Here is a 19,901-nt window from a genome sequence, read left to right on the forward strand (position 1 = left end):
ACTTTTAAAGTAGCAATAGCACTCTTTAATAAGGGCCTGTCATCATGCCCTTATTAAAGATACCGCTAACAGATAGCTTTATACTCTAATGCCAACCTGATGGGCAACATTTACATCCTCCTTGTCGTATCAGATCTATGCAGTTTTTCTTATCTTAGTTTAATTTAAAAACTTAACTTATTTGAATAACTTAGATTCATCTCATACCTTACCTTTATCTAATATCTTATTGGCGCCATTAAAGTAAGATATCCAACGCCCACATTATTGATATGTCATTCAAGGTCCTAAAAAGGAATCAAGCTTGCCTAGTATCCTAACCCCACTTATAGCTATTTTTGGCATCATGGTTATTGGCTTTAGTGTCCAGAAACTTAAATTACTCCCCCAAGATAGTGACTCGGCGCTAAATAAATACGTCTACTATATCGCCTTCCCTGCTATTTTATTTATTGCACTGGCCGAAACTGACATTAACGATATTCTGCAATGGGGATTTATATTCGCCTTTGGCCTCGCTATGGCGGGCACATATTGTATTACAGTGATCATCTCAACCCTTGCAGACAATAAACAGCCCGCGCTAGCTGCAATTAGAGGCCTAAACACCAGTTTTGGTAATACCGCCTTTATTGGGATCCCTTTAATGATGAACTTGTATCCTGATAACAATCAAGCCATCGCCACCGCAGCCATTGCCAGTCTACTGTCCATTATCATGTTCGCATTTGCACTGGTGAGCATGGAACTTGCGGTGAATAAAACCCAACAACGTCATCCTATTATGATTATGCTCAACGCATTAATCACCAACCCCATCGTTATTGGTTGCGCCCTAGGGGTATTGGTATCAGCGCTCAAAATAAACCTACCTGACAGTATCAGCATGATGTTTCGGTTAATCGGAAACACCTCTAGCCCCTGCGCCTTATTTGCCATTGGCATGGTGTTAGCTAAAGCCATGCATCGCGGCGCAAAAGCTGGGCCTAAAAAACATAATATCGCCCTTGAAATGAGCTTGCTGAATAGTTTAAAACTCATTGTCCAGCCGTTATTTGCCTATGTTTTATTAAGCTATTTTAAGGTGGAGTCTGAGCTAGTTTTTATGGGCGTCATTCTGGCGGCACTGCCGACAGCAGCAAGTGTTTACTTACTGGCACAGCGTTACCAAATCTATACCTTATCAAGTGCCAAGTGCACATTGATCAGCACTACAGCCACCTTTATTAGTTTGCCCATTATTGAAAAAATCTTAAGCGCCTTGGTTTAATCCTCGTATAAAAAATCAGCACCATTTTTTATACAGTACTTTACTGTATATAAAAACAGTGTAAACTGTATGCAGATACAGTGGTTTGATGGTTATTCACACAAGGATTGATTATGCTGTGCCAATTAAGCATTAATAATTTCGCAATTGTACGTTTTCTAGAACTCGACTTTAAAGCTGGCATGACCAGCATTACTGGTGAGACCGGTGCTGGTAAATCCATTGCTATTGATGCCCTGGGCTTATGCCTTGGTAATCGCTCAGATGCCAATAGCGTTAGACCAGGTGCAACCAAAGCCGAAGTGAGTGCCCGCTTTAGCTTAGATGATGTGCCATTTGCTAAGCGCTGGCTAGAGGACAATGACCTTGATGTCGAAGACGAATGTATCTTAAGAAGAACAATTAATGCCGATGGCCGCTCACGTGCCTATATAAATGGTAATCCAGTTCCGTTAGCCCAGCTTAAATCTCTAGGGCAATTATTTGTCGGTATTCACGGCCAACACGCACATCATGCAATGTTAAAAAGCGAGCATCAACTGACCCTTCTTGATAGCTACGCCAACCATAAATTATTGCTTGATGGGGTAAGCAAAAGCTATCAACGCTGTAAGTTAATCGAAAATGAACTGAAACAATTACAACAAAATCAGCAAGAGCGTATAGCCAGAAAACAGCTAGTGCAATATCAAGTTGAAGAGCTTGATGAGTTTGATCTTAAAGCCGGTGAATTTATTGAGATTGAGCAAGAGCATAAACGCCTTGCTAACGGCACAGAGTTAATTGATACCTGCCAATCCAGCCTGCAATTACTGTGTGATGACGATGAAGCCAATATTGAATCTTTACTTAATCGGGTCGTGGGCTTAGCTGAGAACCTAACTGAGTTTGACCCACAACTAAGTAATATTGCTCAAATGCTCAATGAAGCGTTAATTCAAGTGCAGGAAAGCAGCAGCGAAGTTCAGGACTATTTAAGCCGAATAGAACTCGATCCTGAACACTTTGCTTACCTTGAGCAGCGCATTTCAAAGGCGATGCAATTATCAAGAAAACACCATGTGAGCTCTGAGCAACTGTTTGAGCATCACCAAGCTTTAAAAGCTGAACTTAGCGAGCTTAATAACGATGCCACAAGGCTTGATGAAATTCAGCAGCAAGTAGATGAAAGCAAAAGAGCTTACGTAATTAGCGCCCAAAAACTCAGCCATAGCCGTAACCGCTATGCTAAAGAGCTTAATAAGTTAGTCACCCAATCGATTCAAGAGTTAAATATGCCCAAAGGCAGATTCTGCATTGAGGTGAATTTTAACCCAGAACTACAATCAGTTTCTGGTTGTGATCAAGTTGAATTCTTGGTTACCACCAACCCCGGTCAACCGATGCAGCCCATTGCCAAAGTAGCTTCTGGTGGCGAATTGTCACGTATTGGGCTTGGTATTCAGGTTATCACCGCTAAAAAGGTATCAACACCAACCTTGATATTCGATGAAGTGGATGTAGGTATTTCAGGACCTACTGCAGCAGTTGTGGGAAGAATGCTACGCAGCTTAGGTCAATCAACTCAGGTGCTCTGTGTGACGCATTTACCGCAAGTTGCAGGTAATGGTCACCAACATATGCTAGTGAATAAATTCACCAAAAGTGGCGGCACTGAGACGAATATGAAGTCATTGGATAAACAAGAGCGAGTCAATGAGCTAGCAAGACTACTCGCGGGTGATGTGATAACTGAAAATACCTTAGCGAATGCTAGAGAGCTATTGCAATAATCTTGCAGCTTTAAGCATCATCCATTAATCATCGCCCATTAAAAAGCCCACTATGAAGTGGGCTTAACGTTTAATGGGATTAGCTTTAAAGAGATTAAAGTATCATTGGTTAAATATAATAAGCCAACAACTGTAAACAAATTAACGAGAAAATCCCCGCTAATACATCATCAATCATGATCCCAAAACCGCCATGCACTTTAGCGTCGAGCCAACGAATTGGCCACGGTTTTAAAATATCGAAAAAACGAAATAACGCAAAACCAACCACTAACCAAATTACCCCAGCAGGGGCGGCAATCATGGTGATCATTAAGCCTGCGACTTCATCCCACACAATTGCGCCATGATCATGAACGCCCATATCTTTAGCGGCTTTATCACAAATATAAATACCAACAAGGCAGCTAATTAGCGTGATAAAAATAAAAGCCGATAGGCTTAAAAAGCTCATCAAGTACACAATCGGCACTGCGGCAAGGGTACCAAAGGTGCCCGGGGCTTTGGCGGCTAAACCACTGCCAAAACCTAATGCTAAAAAGTGTACAGGGTTTGTTAAGGTTAATTTCTTAACGGCTGGATCGGTTGAAATAAACTTCATTAGAAATGCTCAAAACTATTTTTTTCTAGCTCAAAAGGTTTGCCATCAGCCACTAAGCGTAACTTTTCGCCGGCACAAATTTGACCTACTTTAATAAATTTAACCCCAGCGTGGATCAGTGCAATATCCAAAGCGCCACGTTGAGATTCTGGTACAGTAAACATCAACTCATAATCTTCGCCACCAGTTAACGCATAACTAGTTGCTTCATTAGGGCTCAATGATGCTTGTAATGATTCCGATAGCGGTAATTCATTCACATCAATAATCGCACCCACATTAGATGCCTTTAAAACGTGCTGAATATCAGAAAATAAACCGTCAGATAAATCAATGGCACTGGTTGCTAAAGAGCGTAGCGCTTGACCCGCTAGTATTCTAGGCGTTGGATGATAGTGACGGTTAATTAAAAATTCTTTATGTTGATGTGCGACTTCTTTTTTGCCCAACAGGATATCAAGCCCAAGGGCAGAGTCACCCAAAGTGCCAGTAACATACACCCAGTCACCAATTTTCGCGCCACTACGGGTTAATGCTTTACCGGTTGGCACTTGACCATGAATAGTAATATTGATGCAGCGAGGCCCGCGGGTGGTATCACCACCGATCAGACTAACACTGTAATATTCAGCCGCTTCAAATAGCCCTTGGCTAAATTGCGCTAACCACTCATTATCAACATCTGGCAAGGTTAGCGCTAACGTCATCCACGCCGGATCTGCGCCCATGGCAGCAAGATCGGATAAATTTACCGCTACAGATTTATAGCCAAGCTCATAAGCTGGCATTGTCGGTAAAAAATGGACATTCTCGACTAGGGTGTCGCAAGATATGGCAATAGATGTGTTTTCCGCCGGTTGGACTAATGCACAGTCATCGCCAATGCCTAAATGCACATCTCGACGTTGCTGACCTTTATCACGGAAAAATTGTTCGATAAGTTGGAATTCTTTCACGATATAATCTGGTGCGGATAACCGCCCACCTATTATTTTGTAGAAAAAAGCGTTACATACAAAAACGGTATCCGAAGATACCGTTTTCATTCATTACTTACGAGTAACAAGCTTATCTAGCATACCATTGACAAACTTATGACTATCGTCAGCACCAAACGCTTTCGCTAATTCGATACCTTCGTTAATGGCCACTTTATATGGCACATCTTTACGATAAGTTAATTCATAAGCTGCTAAACGCACAATGGCTTTCTCAACGGGTGATACATCTTCAATATCACGATCTAAATGAGGCTTTAGCAGATCATCAAGTTGAGTTGCTTTCGTGGCTACACCTGATAGCAATTCACGAAAATAAGCTACATCAACACCGTTAATGTTTTGTTCAGTTAAAAATTCATGTTCAACATCAGCAACATTGTTCTTGCTTAACTGCCATGAATAAATAGCTTGAACAGCTAAACGGCGTGCCTTGCGGCGCTCTGAAGGCTTCATTACTTTTCCTACTACTATACTAACTGTTGTTCTAATTCTTGCAGAACGTTAACCATTTCTAGTAAACCAAGTGCAGCTTCAGTGCCCTTGTTACCAGCTTTAGTACCAGAGCGTTCAATTGCTTGCTCGATGGTATCAGTGGTTAAAACGCCAAATGAAACTGGGATATCATACTCTAAAGCGACTTGAGCAAGACCCTTGTTACATTCACCAGCAACTAAATCAAAATGCGGAGTACCACCACGAATTACTGCACCAAGTGCAACAATACCGTCAAACTTTCCACTAGCTGCAATTCGACGTGCAGCAAGTGGTAATTCAACAGCGCCAGGAACACGAACAACAGTAATGTTGTCGTCATTTACCTGACCTAAACGTTTTAGTGTGTCTAATGCGCCATCAAGCAGACTCTCAACAAGAAAACTATTGAAACGCGATACTACGATCGCCACTTTGGCATTTTTTGCTTCGATATTACCTTCAACTACGATCATTATCTTACCTAAATTAGCTAAAGCACCCGGCTCTGGGCAAAAGTGGCGGTATAATACCACAGCCAAATGCCCTGAGTCCTGTGCAATTATTGATAAATGTTAACTTCACTAAGTTAGTGAATTATTCTGCAATATAATCAGTTACTTCTAAACCGAACCCTGACAGAGAGTGATAACGCTTGGGTGAACTTAATAAACGCATTTTGCTCACACCTAAATTTGAAAGAATTTGCGAGCCAACACCGACTTGGCGCGAGGTTCCTTGCCATTTAGCAGCTGTAGGCGCTTGACCGTTATCTTCCGCTTCAAAGGCTTTGACCTTGGCGAGCATGTCACTTGAATGCTCGTGATTCGCCAACAGTACTAATACACCACCATCTGATGCAATACGCTCCATGGCGTTTTCAAGTGGCCAGCTACGTTTTTGATCGCGTTCAGAGTGGAATAAGTCATTAAAGGTATTTTGTAAATGTACCCGTACTAGGCAGTTTTCTTCAACGTCACCTTTCAATAAGGCATAGTGTAGCTGATTATCGATGGTGTCTCTGAAAGTCACCATATTGAACTCACCAAAACGCGTTGGCAATTTACATTCAGCTTCACGCACAACCGTGGTTTCTTTGGTGTTGCGGTATTCAATTAAATCGGCAATGGTGCCCATTTTAATACCGTGCTTTTCACTAAAGATTTCAAGATCTGGACAACGGGCCATAGTGCCATCATCATTAAGAATTTCAACTATCACGCCAGATGGCTCGCAGCCTGCAAGACGGGCTAAATCACAACCCGCTTCTGTGTGACCGGCGCGAATTAACACCCCGCCATCTTGTGCCATAAGTGGAAAAATATGACCAGGCTGAACTAAATCTGATGCTTTAGCATCTTTAGCAACAGCCGCTTGAACGGTTACAGCGCGATCATGGGCTGAAATGCCCGTTGTGACCCCCGTTGCCGCTTCAATGGAAACGGTAAAATTTGTTGAGAACTGAGCATTATTGTTGGTAACCATTAACGGCAAGTTCAGTTGCTGGCAACGCTCTTTAGTCATGGTTTGGCAAATCAGTCCACGGCCAAAGGTCGCCATAAAATTAATGGCCTCTGGCGTCACCTTATCGGCCGCCATGATAAGATCACCTTCGTTCTCTCTGTCTTCATCGTCCATCAAGATAACCATCTTACCTTGACGAATGTCTTCGATGATCTCTTCTATACTATGTAATGCCATTGCTAAGACCTTTATATTGTTTTGTCTATATCAGCGATATAGAGTAAATATGCTCCGGTAATAATATTTACCAGTAATAATCAGTTATCGCATAAATCCAGCACTTGCCAACAATTCCATTGTGACACCACTTTCAGTGGCTGGCTTTTGTTCTACTTTCATTAAGCGTTCAAGATAACGTGCAATAAGGTCAACTTCGATGTTGACGCTATGACCCGCTTGTAAAGCTAATAAGGTGGTTTCAGCTGCAGTGTGAGGCACTATGGTTAATCTGAATCTGTGCTGATCAACTTCATTTACCGTTAAGCTAACGCCATCAATGGTGATCGAACCTTTATGAGCAATATAACGAGATAACTCAGCGGGAGCTGCCAGCCAAAACTCAATGGCTTGGCCACGCACAAGGCGCTGCTCCACTGTGGCAATACCATCCACATGACCGCTAACCATATGACCGCCTAATCGGGTCGTTGGGGTCACCGCTTTTTCAAGGTTTACTTTTTGACCGACGTTATATTTAGCAAATCCGGTTAAGGCAACGGTTTCAGCAGAAATATCTGCAACATAACCATCTGCTAAACATTGTACTACGGTTAAACACACCCCATTAGTGGCAATACTGTCACCCAGTTTTACATCGGTTAAGTCGAGCTTGCCACTGGCTACAGTCAAACGAATATCATCGCCTTTACGCTCAACTTTTCTTAATGTACCTAGTGCTTCAATAATCCCAGTAAACATATTTACTCACTTGTTATCTTTTGGGCCACGCTTAGCATCGACCGATAGACAAAATTGCATTAGTTAATTCGCTGGCGAATTAAGCTTTAAAATCAGTCGTTGGTCTGTACCAATTCTGCGACAATCCGTTAATTGTACATCAGGAATCTGATCCATAGTTTGATAGTCGTCTAATTGCATCAAATTGCGTCCATGACTGCCTAATATTTTCATTGCTTGGTACAAATAAAGTGTATCAGCTAATTTACTTTGAATAACACTACCAGCAACGCTGGCACCAGCCTCGACTAATACTGAGTTACAATGCTGGCCTAAGTGTGTAAATAAAGCATGCAAATCAACTCGTCCATCGTTATTAGCCACTATTGTGATAAAGCTAACATGGGACTTAAAATCTTGTTTTACTTCTGCTGGATAGTCGACACAAGACACCAGCAAAATCGGCGTTTCAATAGTAAACATTTTATAGTCGGCAGTCAGCCTTGCTTTACTATCAAGCACCACTCTTAAAGGCTGTTGAAGGTCAGACTCAGCAAGGCTGTTTTGTACACTAGCCAATTGCTCGTAGCGCACATTCAAAGAGGGGTCGTCAGCTAACACAGTTTCAACGCCAGTCACTAGCGCGCAATGACGGGCGCGCAGCTTTTGCACATCGGCTCTGGCTTCGGGGCCGGTTATCCACTTTGATACCCCATTCGATAGCGCGGTTTTACCATCCAAACTGGCTGCCAGCTTAATGGTGATTTCAGGTAATCCCGTAGTCATGCGTTTCATAAAGCCGATATTAAGTTGGCTTGCCGCAGCTGTTAGCAAACCCACATCAACTTTAATACCTGCCGCTTCAAGCATGCTAACGCCATTACCCGCCACTTGCGGATTCGCATCCATTTGCGCAATCACCACTCGCTTCACTTTGGCTGCAATTAATGCCTTAGCACATGGCGGGGTTTTGCCATAATGACTGCAGGGTTCAAGGGTGACATAGGCTGTAGCTTGAGGGAGTAGCTGTTGTAATTGTCGATTTTCGACATCTTTTAAGGCGTGAATTTCGGCGTGGGGGCCACCCGCTTTAATATGGTAACCTTGACCAATGATCTCGCCATTGGCGACAATCACACAACCCACATTAGGATTTGGACGTGTGGTATAACGGCCTTTTTCAGCTAATGAAATAGCAAGGCTCATCATTTCAATATCACATTTTGACCACTGAGACATAAAGACCTTCTAGAAACTAAAAAGCAGTCATTAAAATTCAGAACTGCTAAATAAGGTTAATCATTGGCAAGAATACAAAGTGCCAATACCAACAAATGTAAGACTGCAATTAATTAAAGACGGCAATAAAAATAAGCTAGATTATTTTTGCAGCTTGGCGATGGCTTCACCGAATTGGGAAACATCTTCAAAGGCGCGATAAACTGAAGCAAAACGGATATAGGCAACTTTATCTAGGATCATCAATTGATCCATCATCAAATTACCAATCATGGCCGAATCAATTTCACGCTCACCTGTTGCTCTAAGAGTGGACTTAATCTTACTTAACGCTTGCTCAATTTGATCGATTGAAACTGGGCGTTTTTCAACAGCCCGAAGCATGCCGCCACGCAGCTTATCTTCATCAAATGGTTGGCGAGTGCCATCTTGCTTGATCACCCGCGGCATGACTAATTCGGCGCCTTCAAAAGTGGTGAAGCGTTCATGACACTCAGTACATTCCCGGCGACGGCGCACTTGATGGCCTTCAGCCACGAGTCTTGAATCAATAACTTTCGTATCTGTCGCGCTACAAAATGGGCAATGCATATCCGCTCCTGAAATAAAAAACAAAATGGCCGTAAGCACTGAGTACTTACGACCATTGAAGTTTATCCTATTTACTTTACAAGGTTAACCTTATCGAAAAGATTATCCGCGTTAGTTAAATAGATCATTGTTTATGTTAATCAATCTCGGTTGACATTAACCGTAAACTGGGAACTTAGCGCATAATTCAAGCACTTGGTTTTTAACGCGCTCAATAGTAGCTTCGTTAGTGATGTCATCTAACACATCACACATCCAGTTAGTTAACTCTACCGATTCAGTTTCAGTGAAACCGCGGCGGGTAATAGCAGGAGAGCCAATACGTAAACCAGATGTCACAAACGGTGAACGTGGATCATTTGGTACTGAGTTTTTGTTAACTGTGATATTTGCATGACCTAGCGCAGCATCTGCGTCTTTACCAGTGATATCCTTGTTGATTAAATCAAGTAAGAATAAGTGGTTATCGGTGCCACCAGAAACGACATTGTAGCCACGCTCAATGAAGGTTTTCGCCATCACTTTCGCATTAGCAACCACTTGCTCTTGATAAGTGGTAAATTCAGGGTCTAATGCTTCTTTAAATGCTACCGCTTTGGCTGCAATAACGTGCATTAATGGGCCACCTTGGCCACCTGGGAATACTGCAGAGTTTAGTTTTTTATAGATAGCTTCATCGTTAATGGCAGATAAAATCAAACCACCACGAGGGCCCGCTAGGGTTTTATGGGTAGTGGTTGTCACAACGTGTGCATGAGGTAGCGGATTCGGATAGATACCTGCAGCGACAAGACCGGCAACGTGCGCCATATCGACAAATAAGTAAGCACCTACTTTATCAGCGATTTCGCGGAATTTGCCCCAATCTATGATCCCAGAGTAAGCAGAAAAACCAGCAATGATCATTTTGGGTTTATGCTCAACGGCTAAACGCTCAACTTCTGCGTAGTCAATTTTACCTGTTACTTCATCAATGCCGTACTGTACCGCATTGTATAACTTGCCTGAAAAGCTAACGTGAGAACCATGAGTTAAGTGACCGCCGTGAGCAAGGCTCATACCTAAAACAGTATCACCGCCTTCTAAAAGCGCCATGAAAACTGCTGAGTTTGCTTGAGAACCAGAGTGAGGCTGAACGTTTGCGTATGTCGCGCCAAATAATTCTTTAGCACGAGAAATAGCTAATTCTTCAGCAATATCCACATGTTCACAACCACCGTAGTAACGCTTACCTGGGTAACCTTCAGCATACTTATTTGTTAGCTGTGAGCCTTGCGCTTCAAGTACACGAGGGCTGGTATAGTTTTCTGATGCGATTAATTCAATGTGCTCTTCTTGGCGACGAGTCTCATCTTCAATTGCTGCAAATAGTTGTGGATCATAATCTGCGATATTCATAGCTTTTTTCAGCATTACTCACTCCAGCTGTTAATTCTTATAGTAGGGTTGCGCGGTATGATACAGCGCAATTGATCACAATCCCAGCATTTGAAACATGAAATTAGTTGCAATTCCTCATGAACTGCACTTGTGTTAGTTGTATTTTCTTGTATGGAGTTGCTCGGCAATTGTATTTCATAGAAAAATCCAAATTAACGCTTAGTTTCATAACCTTGTGACAATTTTAAGAAAACTCTTTTCTAAAAAATGAATCAACAAAAATAACAACGCGAACAGTGAAAATAGTCACGAATATCACTTTTTAACCCGCAAAATGCGGATTCAATGAAATAATCTTGAGTTAACAACAAATTAATTAGACTGTCACGGCTCAATAAGCACTCCGCTTAATATTTCACAAAATCATCTTTATTAGCTGACAGAAACCCTGCTTAGTGACCACTACAGCAACATAAGTCTCCTTCAAAAAAACCGTAAACAGCTAACGGCAAAAAGATCGGTTTTAAGTTGTTGCTCGATTCGAGTAGAATTAGTGCTATTCCTAGTTCGATCCCCCAGTCAAAGAGATATAAAAATGGCTCAGTTTGTATACAGCATGCTTAGAGTGGGCAAAATTGTTCCACCTAAAAAACAAATCCTTAAAGATATTTCCCTTAGTTTTTTCCCTGGCGCCAAGATTGGTGTACTGGGTTTAAACGGCTCAGGTAAATCAACGCTACTTCGTATCATGGCCGGTTTAGATACCGAAATCGAAGGTGAAGCTCGCCCGATGCAAGATTTAAAAATCGGCTACCTACCGCAAGAACCAAAGCTGGATGAATCGCAAACCGTACGTGAAGCGATCGAAGAAGCAGTCAGTGAAGCTAAAAATGCACTAACCCGTCTTGATGAAGTGTATGCACTTTACGCAGAACCTGATGCTGACTTTGATGCGCTTGCAAAAGAGCAAGGTCAACTTGAAGCCATTATTCAATCTCAAGATGCCCATAACCTTGATATGGTATTAGAGCGCGCCGCTAATGCACTGCGCTTGCCGGATTGGGATGAAAAAATCGCAGTGCTTTCTGGTGGTGAACGTCGCCGTGTGGCCATTTGTCGTTTGTTACTTGAAAAACCTGACATGTTGCTCCTTGATGAACCTACCAACCACTTGGATGCTGAATCAGTAGCTTGGCTTGAGCGCTTCTTACAAGATTACACTGGCACCGTTGTAGCGATTACCCATGATAGATATTTCTTGGATAATGCCGCAGGTTGGATTTTAGAGCTAGACCGCGGTGAAGGTATACCGTGGGAAGGCAACTATTCATCATGGCTTGAGCAAAAAGATGCCCGCCTGCAACAAGAGTCTGCCACTGAAAGCGCCCGCCAAAAAACCATTCAAAAAGAATTAGAATGGGTACGTCAAGGTGCTAAAGGTCGTCAATCTAAAGGCAAAGCCCGTATGGCTCGCTTTGAAGAATTGAACACCAATGACTACCAAAAGCGTAATGAAACCAATGAGTTATTTATTCCACCTGGGCCACGTTTAGGTGATAAGGTTATTGAAGTAAATAACCTGACCAAATCATATGGTGACCGAGTATTGATTGATGACTTAACTTTCGCTGTTCCAAAAGGCGCGATTGTCGGTATCATCGGCGCCAACGGTGCAGGTAAATCGACACTATTCAAGATGATTTCAGGTGCAGAGCAACCGGATAGCGGCAGCATTGAAGTCGGCGAATCAGTGCAAATAGCCTCTGTTGAACAGTTCCGAGATTCAATGAATGATAAGAACACAGTTTGGCAAGAGATTTCAGACGGTCAAGATATCATGCGTATCAACAATACTGAGATCCCGAGTCGTGCATACGTAGGCCGCTTTAATTTCCGCGGCGGAGATCAACAAAAAATCATTGGCACTTTATCAGGCGGTGAGCGTAACCGTGTCCATCTTGCTAAATTATTGCAAGCTGGCGGCAACGTATTATTACTCGATGAACCAACCAATGACTTGGATGTTGAAACGCTGCGAGCACTAGAGGAAGCTTTATTAGAGTTCCCAGGTTGTGCCATGGTTATTTCCCATGACCGTTGGTTCCTAGACAGAATCGCTACCCATATTCTTGATTACCGTGATGAAGGCCAAGTGAACTTCTATGAAGGTAACTACAGTGAATATACCACTTGGCTGAAAGAAAACTTAGGTGCAGAAGCCATTGAGCCGCACCGCTTGAAATACAAACGTATTGCAAAATAACAATCGCGTCACTGCCGATATCTATCAATGGTGATGCAAGTTAATAAATGCTCCTTATGACTATTTACCCATATTTAAGTAAATAGTCTAAAGGAGCATTTTTATATCTCATGACTAAAAAATTCACTAAACAGGTTAAAGCTGCAGTTTTGTTGATTAATGTCATAAAAATGACACCATTAATTCATATCCAAAAACAATTGAAATATTAACAACTCGCCAAACCATATTGCAGCGGCGCCGTTATGTTCATGTTTATCCGCCCCTTGCCAAACTCATCATTCATATGGACTATTTTTACTAATTAACAACAGCTTAAAAATCATTTACAACTTATCCCTTAGTGTATAAAAATGGCCTAGATGAATTAATTTTCGTGAGCTGTGGCGATGTTGTAAAAAATACTCAAAAACAACAATCTATTTGTAAAGACATACCAACTTCAGTAATATAAAATTATTGACGGATTGTTTTACTGTTGACCATTTGTTATGGCGCAATTGCTATACACCAAAAAAATTAAGAAAAAACGGAGAAATCAGTGAGATATAGTCGAATAACATTTATGTTTTTATGCTTTTATGCAAGCAGCTCATTTGGTTTAGAAATTATTACCAGCAGTGAAACTAAAGCACTTGAAGAAATTGAGCAAAAATACAACATTGACAGCTTACTTATTTCTGCCAATGACAAGTTATCGACTCATAAGAAAAAAGAATCTGATTATCATGCTCTCAGTGTTGAAATAAAGAGTAAGAAAACTGAGTATGATCACGTTATCTCAAAACTACCGGCTAAAATTTTATCGCGCTCAAACATTAATGCTTATTACCAAGATATCGAAAAACTGGTGCTTAAAATTGACCAGTTAGAAACCAAATATGATATTGACGGCAAATCACTTCGTAGAGAGTACAAGACTATTATGGCCGAGTACGATGCCATTAATACTAAACGTACCGATAAAGATGAGCAGTTAGCCGCCTTAAAAAGTGATATTACCAAACGTCTAATCGCTGATGTATCAAAACCAGATACAGTCCAATCTGTTGATTTAGACGGTTCGACGTTATGTTCTAAATTCCAATCAATAAACGACTGTCTTAAAGATTCTGAAAATTACATTGTCACTAATACCATTAAAACGGATCCATTCTTAAATGATCGTAGCGTGTTGCTTTCATACGATGTTATTGATGCCAGCATGAACATGAGTGGTAATTTAAACTACAAGATCAAGATGGCTTTCAAGCCTTCTTATAACAGTAAAATTGATTCGCTCATTAATGAAAAGCTAGGGTTAAAATCAGCCATGATCACCTTAGTGAGTAATGTCGCTGCTGATTGGTTTATTGATGGGGTAAAAATCGGTACAGGCCGAGAATTATTTCATGAGGTGCCATTAGGGCAACATGGCATTTTGGCATCATACCAGTCTCAAGATAAATCGAGTGTTGAGTTCATTCAAGGAAACGGCGTTTTTAACTATAACTTCAATAATATGTCTCGACAAAATGACCTAGTCAGCTTGCCAAACAAAGACAGTAAAAAACAAGTTATAAAAATGAAGCCTAAACAGGTTAATACCAATAACCAAGCGAACGCCACCTCCAAAAAAAGCTTAACCGATAAAGGTTATGAATACTTTATGGGTATTGAACCCGCTAATAGTGAGCATGAAAAAAACTTCGACTAATAGCCCTATAAGCTGCGAGTAAAAAAAGCCATTTAGGTATTACCTAAGTGGCTTTTTTATTTAAGTGCATTTAGCTTAATGAGCTATTTTAATGAGAAGAATAACTAAGCCGCAGGTTGTTAATATCATAAGCTAGCAAATTGTCACAGTAACAATGTCGAACACCAAAAGTCACCAACAACATAAGCCAAGCTAATGTTATCTATTTATTACAAAATGATCGGCTAATCGCCTATAGTTGCAACGAACTGTTGATGAGCTTGTTATTGGAATGTTCAGTTACACTCTTATCTTCTTTGCTTTACATTCATTTACGCTTATATGGCTAATTATTTATTAATATAGACCGCAATTCAGCAACGAGTCATCGAGTTCTATTATGAAAAAATTACTTCCCCTTATTGTCATTTGCAGCTTAGTTGCTGCCGCAGTCATCTATAGTGATTTTTCACAAGCCAATAAAGCTACGCCGCCTCAAAAAGGCCCTGCCAAAAAATCTATTCCGGTTGTTACAGGGCTTGTAGAGCAACATGAATTATCTCAATCACTGTCTTTGATTGGTAAGCTCGACGCTGAACAATCAGTGTATATCTCTTCGCAAGTGGCTGGGCAAATCGGTCAAATTAATATTCAGTCCAATCAAGATATTCAAGCTGGGCAAATCATTGTTCAATTAGACGACGCCAAAGCCAAAGCGGCAACAGCAGAAGCCGCGGCTTACCTTGCTGATGAAAAAAGAAAGCTCAAAGAGTTCCAAAAATTAGTTAAAAGTAATGCCATTACCCAAACTGAAATCGATGCCCAACAAGCCAGTGTAGATATAGCTCAGGCGCGTTTAGCCGCTGCCCAAGCAGAACTTGATTACCATTCATTAAATGCGCCTTTTTCTGGCACCGCTGGCTTAGTTGATTTCAGTGTAGGTAAAATGATTGCTGTCGGCACCGAGTTACTGGCATTTGACGACCTTTCTAGTATGAGACTCGACCTGCAAGTGCCTGAGCATTATTTATCTATGTTATCCATTGGTATGCCTGTAGCGGCACAAAGTAAAGCCTGGCCTGAACAAGTCTTTAGCGGCGAGATTACCGCCATTGATTCCCGCATTAATCAAGACACCTTAAATTTACGAGTTAGAGTGCAGTTTGATAACTCCAATAGTCAACTCAAGCCGGGAATGATGATGGCGGCGACACTTAACTTTCCTGCGATTGCTGAGCCAGTCATTCCTGTACAGGCTATTGAATACTCAGGTACTAAACGCTTTGTCTATTTGATTGGAAAGAACAACATTGCTAAACGTACTGAAGTCATTCTTGGTGCCCGTATTGATAATGAAGTGTTGATCTCAAATGGCCTTAAAATTGGCGACAATGTGGTGGTTCAGGGACTTGTCAATATGCGTGATGGTGTCAGTGTCGATATTTTACAAACCAACTCAACCACTGAGAAAATCGCTAAAGAAGATGACAGCGCAATGCTAACCACTGAATTGGAGAAAAGTTAATGTGGCTTTCTGACGTTTCGGTAAAACGCCCTGTTGTCGCCATCGTACTGAGCCTGCTTTTAGGGGTATTTGGACTGGTATCACTGTCTAAGCTTTCAATCAGAGAAATGCCTGATGTAGAAAGCCCTGTGGTAACTGTAATGACCACCTATGATGGCGCCTCGGCAACCATTATGGAAAGCCAGATCACCACCACCATTGAAGATGAATTAACCGGGATCAGTGGTGTTGATGAAATTACCTCAGTAACCCGCAATGGCATGTCGCGCATTACTGTAACCTTCTTATTAGGCTGGAATTTAACCGAAGGGGTAAGTGATGTTCGCGATGCTGTCGCACGCGCTCAAAGACGCTTACCTGATGAAGCTAACGATCCTGTGGTCTCTAAAGACAATGGCTCTGGGGAGCCGGCAATCTATGTCAATTTAAGCTCATCGACGATGGATAGGACCCAGTTAACTGATTACTCCCAACGGGTGCTAGAGGACAGATTTAACTTAATTTCCGGAGTGAGTTCTATTTCAATCACTGGTGGATTATATAAAGTCATGTACGTTCAGTTAAAGCCTGAACTTATGGCCGGGCGTAACGTGTCAGCCAATGATATCGTCTCTGCTTTAAATACTGAAAATGTTGAAACCCCAGGTGGTGAGGTCCGTAATGACACCACTGTTATGACTGTGAGAACGGCCAGACTTTATAATAATCCAGATGATTTTGATTATTTGGTTGTACGTACTGCAGAAGATGGCAGTCCGATTTATCTAAAAGACGTCGCTGATGTATTTATCGGTGCAGAGAATGAAAACTCAACCTTTAAAAGTAATGGTGTTCCTAACCTTAGTTTAGGCATTATTGCCCAATCAGATGCTAACCCTTTAGATGTCGCTAAATTGGTTCATCAAGAGGTTGATAACATTCAGCAGTTTCTTCCTGATGGCACAGCCCTCGCGGTAGATTATGACTCTACCGTGTTTATATCTCGTTCTATTGATGAGGTGTATAACACTATTATTATCACTGCTATTTTAGTGATACTGGTGCTATACATTTTTATTGGCCAAGTGAGAGCCACATTGATCCCTGCGGTGACGGTTCCGGTATCATTAATTTCTGCTTTTATTGCGGCCAATAGCTTTGGCTTTTCAATCAACTTGTTAACCTTAATGGCACTGATCCTCGCCATTGGTTTAGTGGTCGATGACGCCATTGTAGTAGTAGAAAATATTTTTCATCACCTCGAAAAAGGTGAGCCACCGATACTTGCCGCGTACAAAGGTGCCCGTGAGGTTGGTTTTGCTGTAATGGCAACCACAGCGGTACTGGTCATGGTATTTTTACCTATCTCCTTTATGGAGGGTATGGTGGGGCTGCTATTTACTGAATTCTCAGTCATGTTGGCTGTATCAGTGCTGTTTTCATCACTCATTGCCCTAACCTTAACCCCAGTACTTGGTAGTAAATTACTTAAGGCTAACGTCAAACCTAATCGATTTAATCTGTGGGTTGATGACCTTTTTGAGCGCCTAGAGCAGCAATACCGTAAGCTGGTTTCAAAAGCGGTGAAATACCGCTATATCGCGCCTATTATCATTATTGCTTGTGTGATTGGTAGTGGCTGGTTACTCAACCAAGTACCAGCACAGCTAGCACCACAAGAAGATCGCGGTGTAGTGTTTGCTTTTGTTAAAGGCGCTGAAGGCACCAGCTATAACCGCATGGCGGCCAACATGGATATTGTCGAGCAGCGACTACTGCCCATGTTAGGCGATGGTGTTATTAAGTCATTTAGTATTCAAGCGCCTGCTTTTGGTGGCCGCGCAGGCGACCAGACCGGCTTTGTGATTATCCAATTAGAAGAGTGGCAAGACCGTGATATTAATGCCCAGCAATCTTTAGGCATTATCGCTAAAGCACTTGATGGCATTGCTGACGTTATGGTTCGGCCAATGTTGCCTGGCTTTAGAGGCCAATCCAGTGAGCCGGTACAATTTGTGTTAGGTGGTTCTAATTATCAGGAGCTATTTAAATGGGCACAGGCACTGCAACTTGAAGCGGATCATAGCCCACTTCTAGAAGGCGCTGATCTTGATTATGCAGAAACCACCCCCGAATTACTGGTGAGTGTTGATAGGCAACGCGCTGCAGAGCTGGGCGTCAGTGTCTCAGAAGTAGCCGACACCTTAGAAATTATGCTGGGCGGCAAAAGTGAAACCACCTTCATCGAACGCGGTGAAGAATACGATGTTTACTTACGTGGTGATGAAAATAGTTTTAATAGCGTGGCTGATTTGAGTCAGATATATATGCGCACTAAAACCGGTGAACTTATCACCCTTGATACCATTACCAAGATAGAAGAAGTGGCTTCAGCGCAAAAGCTAAGCCATTTAAATAAGCAAAAATCGATAACCTTAAAGGCGAATTTAGGCGCGGGTTATACACTCGGTGAAGCATTAGATTTTCTGGACCAAAAAGCCATTGAGATGCTCCCCAGTGATATAAATGTGTCCTATACCGGTGAGTCGAAGGATTTTAAAGAAAACCAGAGCAGCGTATTTATCGTATTTGGTTTAGCGCTATTGGTTGCCTATTTAGTTCTGGCGGCGCAGTTCGAGAGTTTCATCAACCCATTAGTGGTGATGTTTACCGTACCAATGGGGATCTTTGGCGGCTTCTTAGGGCTTTATTTAACCGGTCAGGGGTTAAATATTTATAGCCAGATAGGCATGATAATGCTCATTGGTATGGTGACTAAGAATGGTATTTTGATTGTTGAGTTTGCCAACCAGCTGCGAGATAAAGGCCTTGAAATAGAGCAAGCCATTATCGACGCCTCAGCTCGTCGTTTAAGACCGATTTTAATGACTGCTTTTACCACTCTAATCGGCGCAATTCCACTCATTATGTCAACAGGTGCAGGCTCGGAAAGTCGAATAGCTGTGGGTACAGTAGTGTTCTTTGGGATGGCATTTGCTACTCTAGTGACCTTATTAGTTATTCCTGCCATGTATCGACTCATTTCAGGGGCAACGCATTCACCCGGGTATGTTGAACAACAACTCAATGATGCTATTGAGGCGCAAAAACAACGACCTTAACTTAATGACTTTAATACAGGTGTAAAAATGGAAAAAGTGGCTATTTTTGTTGATGTACAAAACATTTATTACACCTGTAAACAAGCTTTTGGGCGCTCATTCAATTACCGCGCTTTATATAAATTACTGAGTCAGCAATATCACATTGAACATGCTATTGCTTATGCCATTGCCCCTGCAGACGACGGTCAGAGAAAGTTTCAAGATGCATTAAAACACATAGGTTTTGAAGTCAAACTCAAACCTTATATTCAGCGCAGTGATGGCAGCGCCAAAGGCGACTGGGATGTAGGAATTACCATAGATATTCTTGATATTGCCGAGCATGTCGATAAGGTAATTTTATTGTCTGGCGATGGTGACTTTGATTTATTGCTTGCCAAAGTAGCACAAAAATATGGCTGTAATACCCAAGTGATCAGCGTTGCGCCTTTAACAGCAAAGTCACTGCTTGATGTCACTGGCAGCCATATCGCGATTAACCATGACTTGCTACTTTAACTGTCACATTTTTCATCACTCTTCGGCTTCGTGTAAACAAATATATACACATATATAAGCTGGCTAGTATGTTTTAAAATACCAATATAA

Annotated in this window: 16 protein-coding genes; 7 read left to right on the top strand and 9 right to left on the bottom strand. The window is 41.8% G+C overall.

Annotated elements, in window-relative coordinates; translation table 11 throughout:
* Positions 1–304: 304 nt before the first annotated feature.
* Both BCU91_RS17575 and recN read left to right on the top strand, forming a co-directional pair.
* Positions 305–1,270 (top strand): AEC family transporter, encoded by a 966-nt coding sequence (locus BCU91_RS17575; protein WP_102532031.1) that lies wholly within the window; start codon positions 305–307, stop codon positions 1,268–1,270.
* Between the two features lie 113 nt (positions 1,271–1,383).
* The gene (gene recN / locus BCU91_RS17580; RefSeq protein WP_102532032.1) at positions 1,384–3,042 is read left to right on the top strand and encodes a DNA repair protein RecN; all 1,659 of its coding nucleotides are present in this window, start codon (positions 1,384–1,386) and stop codon (positions 3,040–3,042) included.
* Between the two features lie 109 nt (positions 3,043–3,151).
* Here recN and BCU91_RS17585 read toward each other — a convergent pair whose 3' ends face one another.
* The 9 genes from BCU91_RS17585 to glyA all read right to left on the bottom strand — a co-directional run bounded on the left by BCU91_RS17585 (position 3,152) and on the right by glyA (position 10,779).
* Positions 3,152–3,643 (bottom strand): phosphatidylglycerophosphatase A, encoded by a 492-nt coding sequence (locus BCU91_RS17585; protein WP_102438056.1) that lies wholly within the window; start codon positions 3,641–3,643, stop codon positions 3,152–3,154.
* Positions 3,643–4,599 (bottom strand): thiamine-phosphate kinase, encoded by a 957-nt coding sequence (gene thiL, locus BCU91_RS17590; protein WP_102438054.1) that lies wholly within the window; start codon positions 4,597–4,599, stop codon positions 3,643–3,645. The genes BCU91_RS17585 and thiL overlap by 1 nt, the downstream gene beginning before the upstream one ends.
* A gap of 93 nt (positions 4,600–4,692) precedes the next feature.
* Entirely contained in the window at positions 4,693–5,097 is a 405-nt protein-coding gene (gene nusB, locus BCU91_RS17595) for a transcription antitermination factor NusB (RefSeq protein ID WP_076543020.1), read from the bottom strand.
* A 14-nt stretch (positions 5,098–5,111) separates the two neighbouring features.
* The gene (gene ribE / locus BCU91_RS17600; protein ID WP_102438136.1) at positions 5,112–5,591 is read right to left on the bottom strand and encodes a 6,7-dimethyl-8-ribityllumazine synthase; all 480 of its coding nucleotides are present in this window, start codon (positions 5,589–5,591) and stop codon (positions 5,112–5,114) included.
* A gap of 121 nt (positions 5,592–5,712) precedes the next feature.
* Positions 5,713–6,816 carry a bifunctional 3,4-dihydroxy-2-butanone-4-phosphate synthase/GTP cyclohydrolase II gene (gene ribBA, locus BCU91_RS17605; protein ID WP_102477182.1) on the bottom strand — a complete coding sequence of 368 codons (1,104 nt, stop codon included), beginning with the start codon at positions 6,814–6,816 and terminating at the stop codon, positions 5,713–5,715.
* Between the two features lie 84 nt (positions 6,817–6,900).
* The gene (locus BCU91_RS17610) at positions 6,901–7,557 is read right to left on the bottom strand and encodes a riboflavin synthase (RefSeq protein ID WP_102438052.1); all 657 of its coding nucleotides are present in this window, start codon (positions 7,555–7,557) and stop codon (positions 6,901–6,903) included.
* Positions 7,558–7,620: 63 nt separating this feature from the next.
* Positions 7,621–8,775 (bottom strand): bifunctional diaminohydroxyphosphoribosylaminopyrimidine deaminase/5-amino-6-(5-phosphoribosylamino)uracil reductase RibD, encoded by a 1,155-nt coding sequence (gene ribD / locus BCU91_RS17615; RefSeq protein ID WP_102532033.1) that lies wholly within the window; start codon positions 8,773–8,775, stop codon positions 7,621–7,623.
* Positions 8,776–8,916: 141 nt separating this feature from the next.
* Positions 8,917–9,366, bottom strand: a complete 450-nt coding sequence (gene nrdR / locus BCU91_RS17620) for a transcriptional regulator NrdR (protein WP_076543024.1) — start codon at positions 9,364–9,366, stop codon at positions 8,917–8,919.
* Positions 9,367–9,522: 156 nt separating this feature from the next.
* Positions 9,523–10,779, bottom strand: a complete 1,257-nt coding sequence (gene glyA / locus BCU91_RS17625) for a serine hydroxymethyltransferase (RefSeq protein WP_102438048.1) — start codon at positions 10,777–10,779, stop codon at positions 9,523–9,525.
* A gap of 562 nt (positions 10,780–11,341) precedes the next feature.
* Between glyA and ettA the strand changes: the two genes are divergently transcribed.
* From ettA to BCU91_RS17650, 5 genes are all read left to right on the top strand, one after another.
* Positions 11,342–13,009, top strand: coding sequence for an energy-dependent translational throttle protein EttA (ettA, locus tag BCU91_RS17630; RefSeq protein ID WP_102532034.1), 1,668 nt, complete (start codon positions 11,342–11,344; stop codon positions 13,007–13,009).
* Positions 13,010–13,550: 541 nt separating this feature from the next.
* The gene (locus BCU91_RS17635; RefSeq protein WP_102532035.1) at positions 13,551–14,705 is read left to right on the top strand and encodes a hypothetical protein; all 1,155 of its coding nucleotides are present in this window, start codon (positions 13,551–13,553) and stop codon (positions 14,703–14,705) included.
* Between the two features lie 379 nt (positions 14,706–15,084).
* Positions 15,085–16,209 carry an efflux RND transporter periplasmic adaptor subunit gene (locus tag BCU91_RS17640; RefSeq protein ID WP_102532036.1) on the top strand — a complete coding sequence of 375 codons (1,125 nt, stop codon included), beginning with the start codon at positions 15,085–15,087 and terminating at the stop codon, positions 16,207–16,209.
* Positions 16,209–19,310 (top strand): multidrug efflux RND transporter permease subunit, encoded by a 3,102-nt coding sequence (locus BCU91_RS17645; protein ID WP_102532037.1) that lies wholly within the window; start codon positions 16,209–16,211, stop codon positions 19,308–19,310. Before BCU91_RS17640 ends, BCU91_RS17645 begins: the two co-directional genes overlap by 1 nt.
* A 27-nt stretch (positions 19,311–19,337) precedes the next feature.
* A complete protein-coding gene (locus BCU91_RS17650) occupies positions 19,338–19,811 on the top strand; it encodes an NYN domain-containing protein (RefSeq protein ID WP_102438036.1) in 474 nt (157 codons plus the stop codon).
* Positions 19,812–19,901: the final 90 nt, after the last annotated feature.

The organism is Shewanella sp. 10N.286.52.B9 (genome assembly GCF_002873635.1).
In the GTDB taxonomy this organism is placed as follows: Bacteria; Pseudomonadota; Gammaproteobacteria; order Enterobacterales; family Shewanellaceae; genus Shewanella.

Excerpts from the sequence above, each read along its gene's own strand:
- nrdR (WP_076543024.1), bottom strand. The coding sequence starts at position 9,366 with ATGCATTGCCCATTTTGTAGCGCGACAGATACGAAAGTTATTGATTCA.
- BCU91_RS17650 (WP_102438036.1), top strand. The coding sequence starts at position 19,338 with ATGGAAAAAGTGGCTATTTTTGTTGATGTACAAAACATTTATTACACC.
- BCU91_RS17645 (WP_102532037.1), top strand. The coding sequence starts at position 16,209 with ATGTGGCTTTCTGACGTTTCGGTAAAACGCCCTGTTGTCGCCATCGTA.
- glyA (WP_102438048.1), bottom strand. The coding sequence starts at position 10,779 with ATGCTGAAAAAAGCTATGAATATCGCAGATTATGATCCACAACTATTT.
- ribBA (WP_102477182.1), bottom strand. The coding sequence starts at position 6,816 with ATGGCATTACATAGTATAGAAGAGATCATCGAAGACATTCGTCAAGGT.
- ribE (WP_102438136.1), bottom strand. The coding sequence starts at position 5,591 with ATGATCGTAGTTGAAGGTAATATCGAAGCAAAAAATGCCAAAGTGGCG.
- BCU91_RS17585 (WP_102438056.1), bottom strand. The coding sequence starts at position 3,643 with ATGAAGTTTATTTCAACCGATCCAGCCGTTAAGAAATTAACCTTAACA.
- ettA (WP_102532034.1), top strand. The coding sequence starts at position 11,342 with ATGGCTCAGTTTGTATACAGCATGCTTAGAGTGGGCAAAATTGTTCCA.
- recN (WP_102532032.1), top strand. The coding sequence starts at position 1,384 with ATGCTGTGCCAATTAAGCATTAATAATTTCGCAATTGTACGTTTTCTA.
- nusB (WP_076543020.1), bottom strand. The coding sequence starts at position 5,097 with ATGAAGCCTTCAGAGCGCCGCAAGGCACGCCGTTTAGCTGTTCAAGCT.
- BCU91_RS17610 (WP_102438052.1), bottom strand. The coding sequence starts at position 7,557 with ATGTTTACTGGGATTATTGAAGCACTAGGTACATTAAGAAAAGTTGAG.
- BCU91_RS17640 (WP_102532036.1), top strand. The coding sequence starts at position 15,085 with ATGAAAAAATTACTTCCCCTTATTGTCATTTGCAGCTTAGTTGCTGCC.
- ribD (WP_102532033.1), bottom strand. The coding sequence starts at position 8,775 with ATGTCTCAGTGGTCAAAATGTGATATTGAAATGATGAGCCTTGCTATT.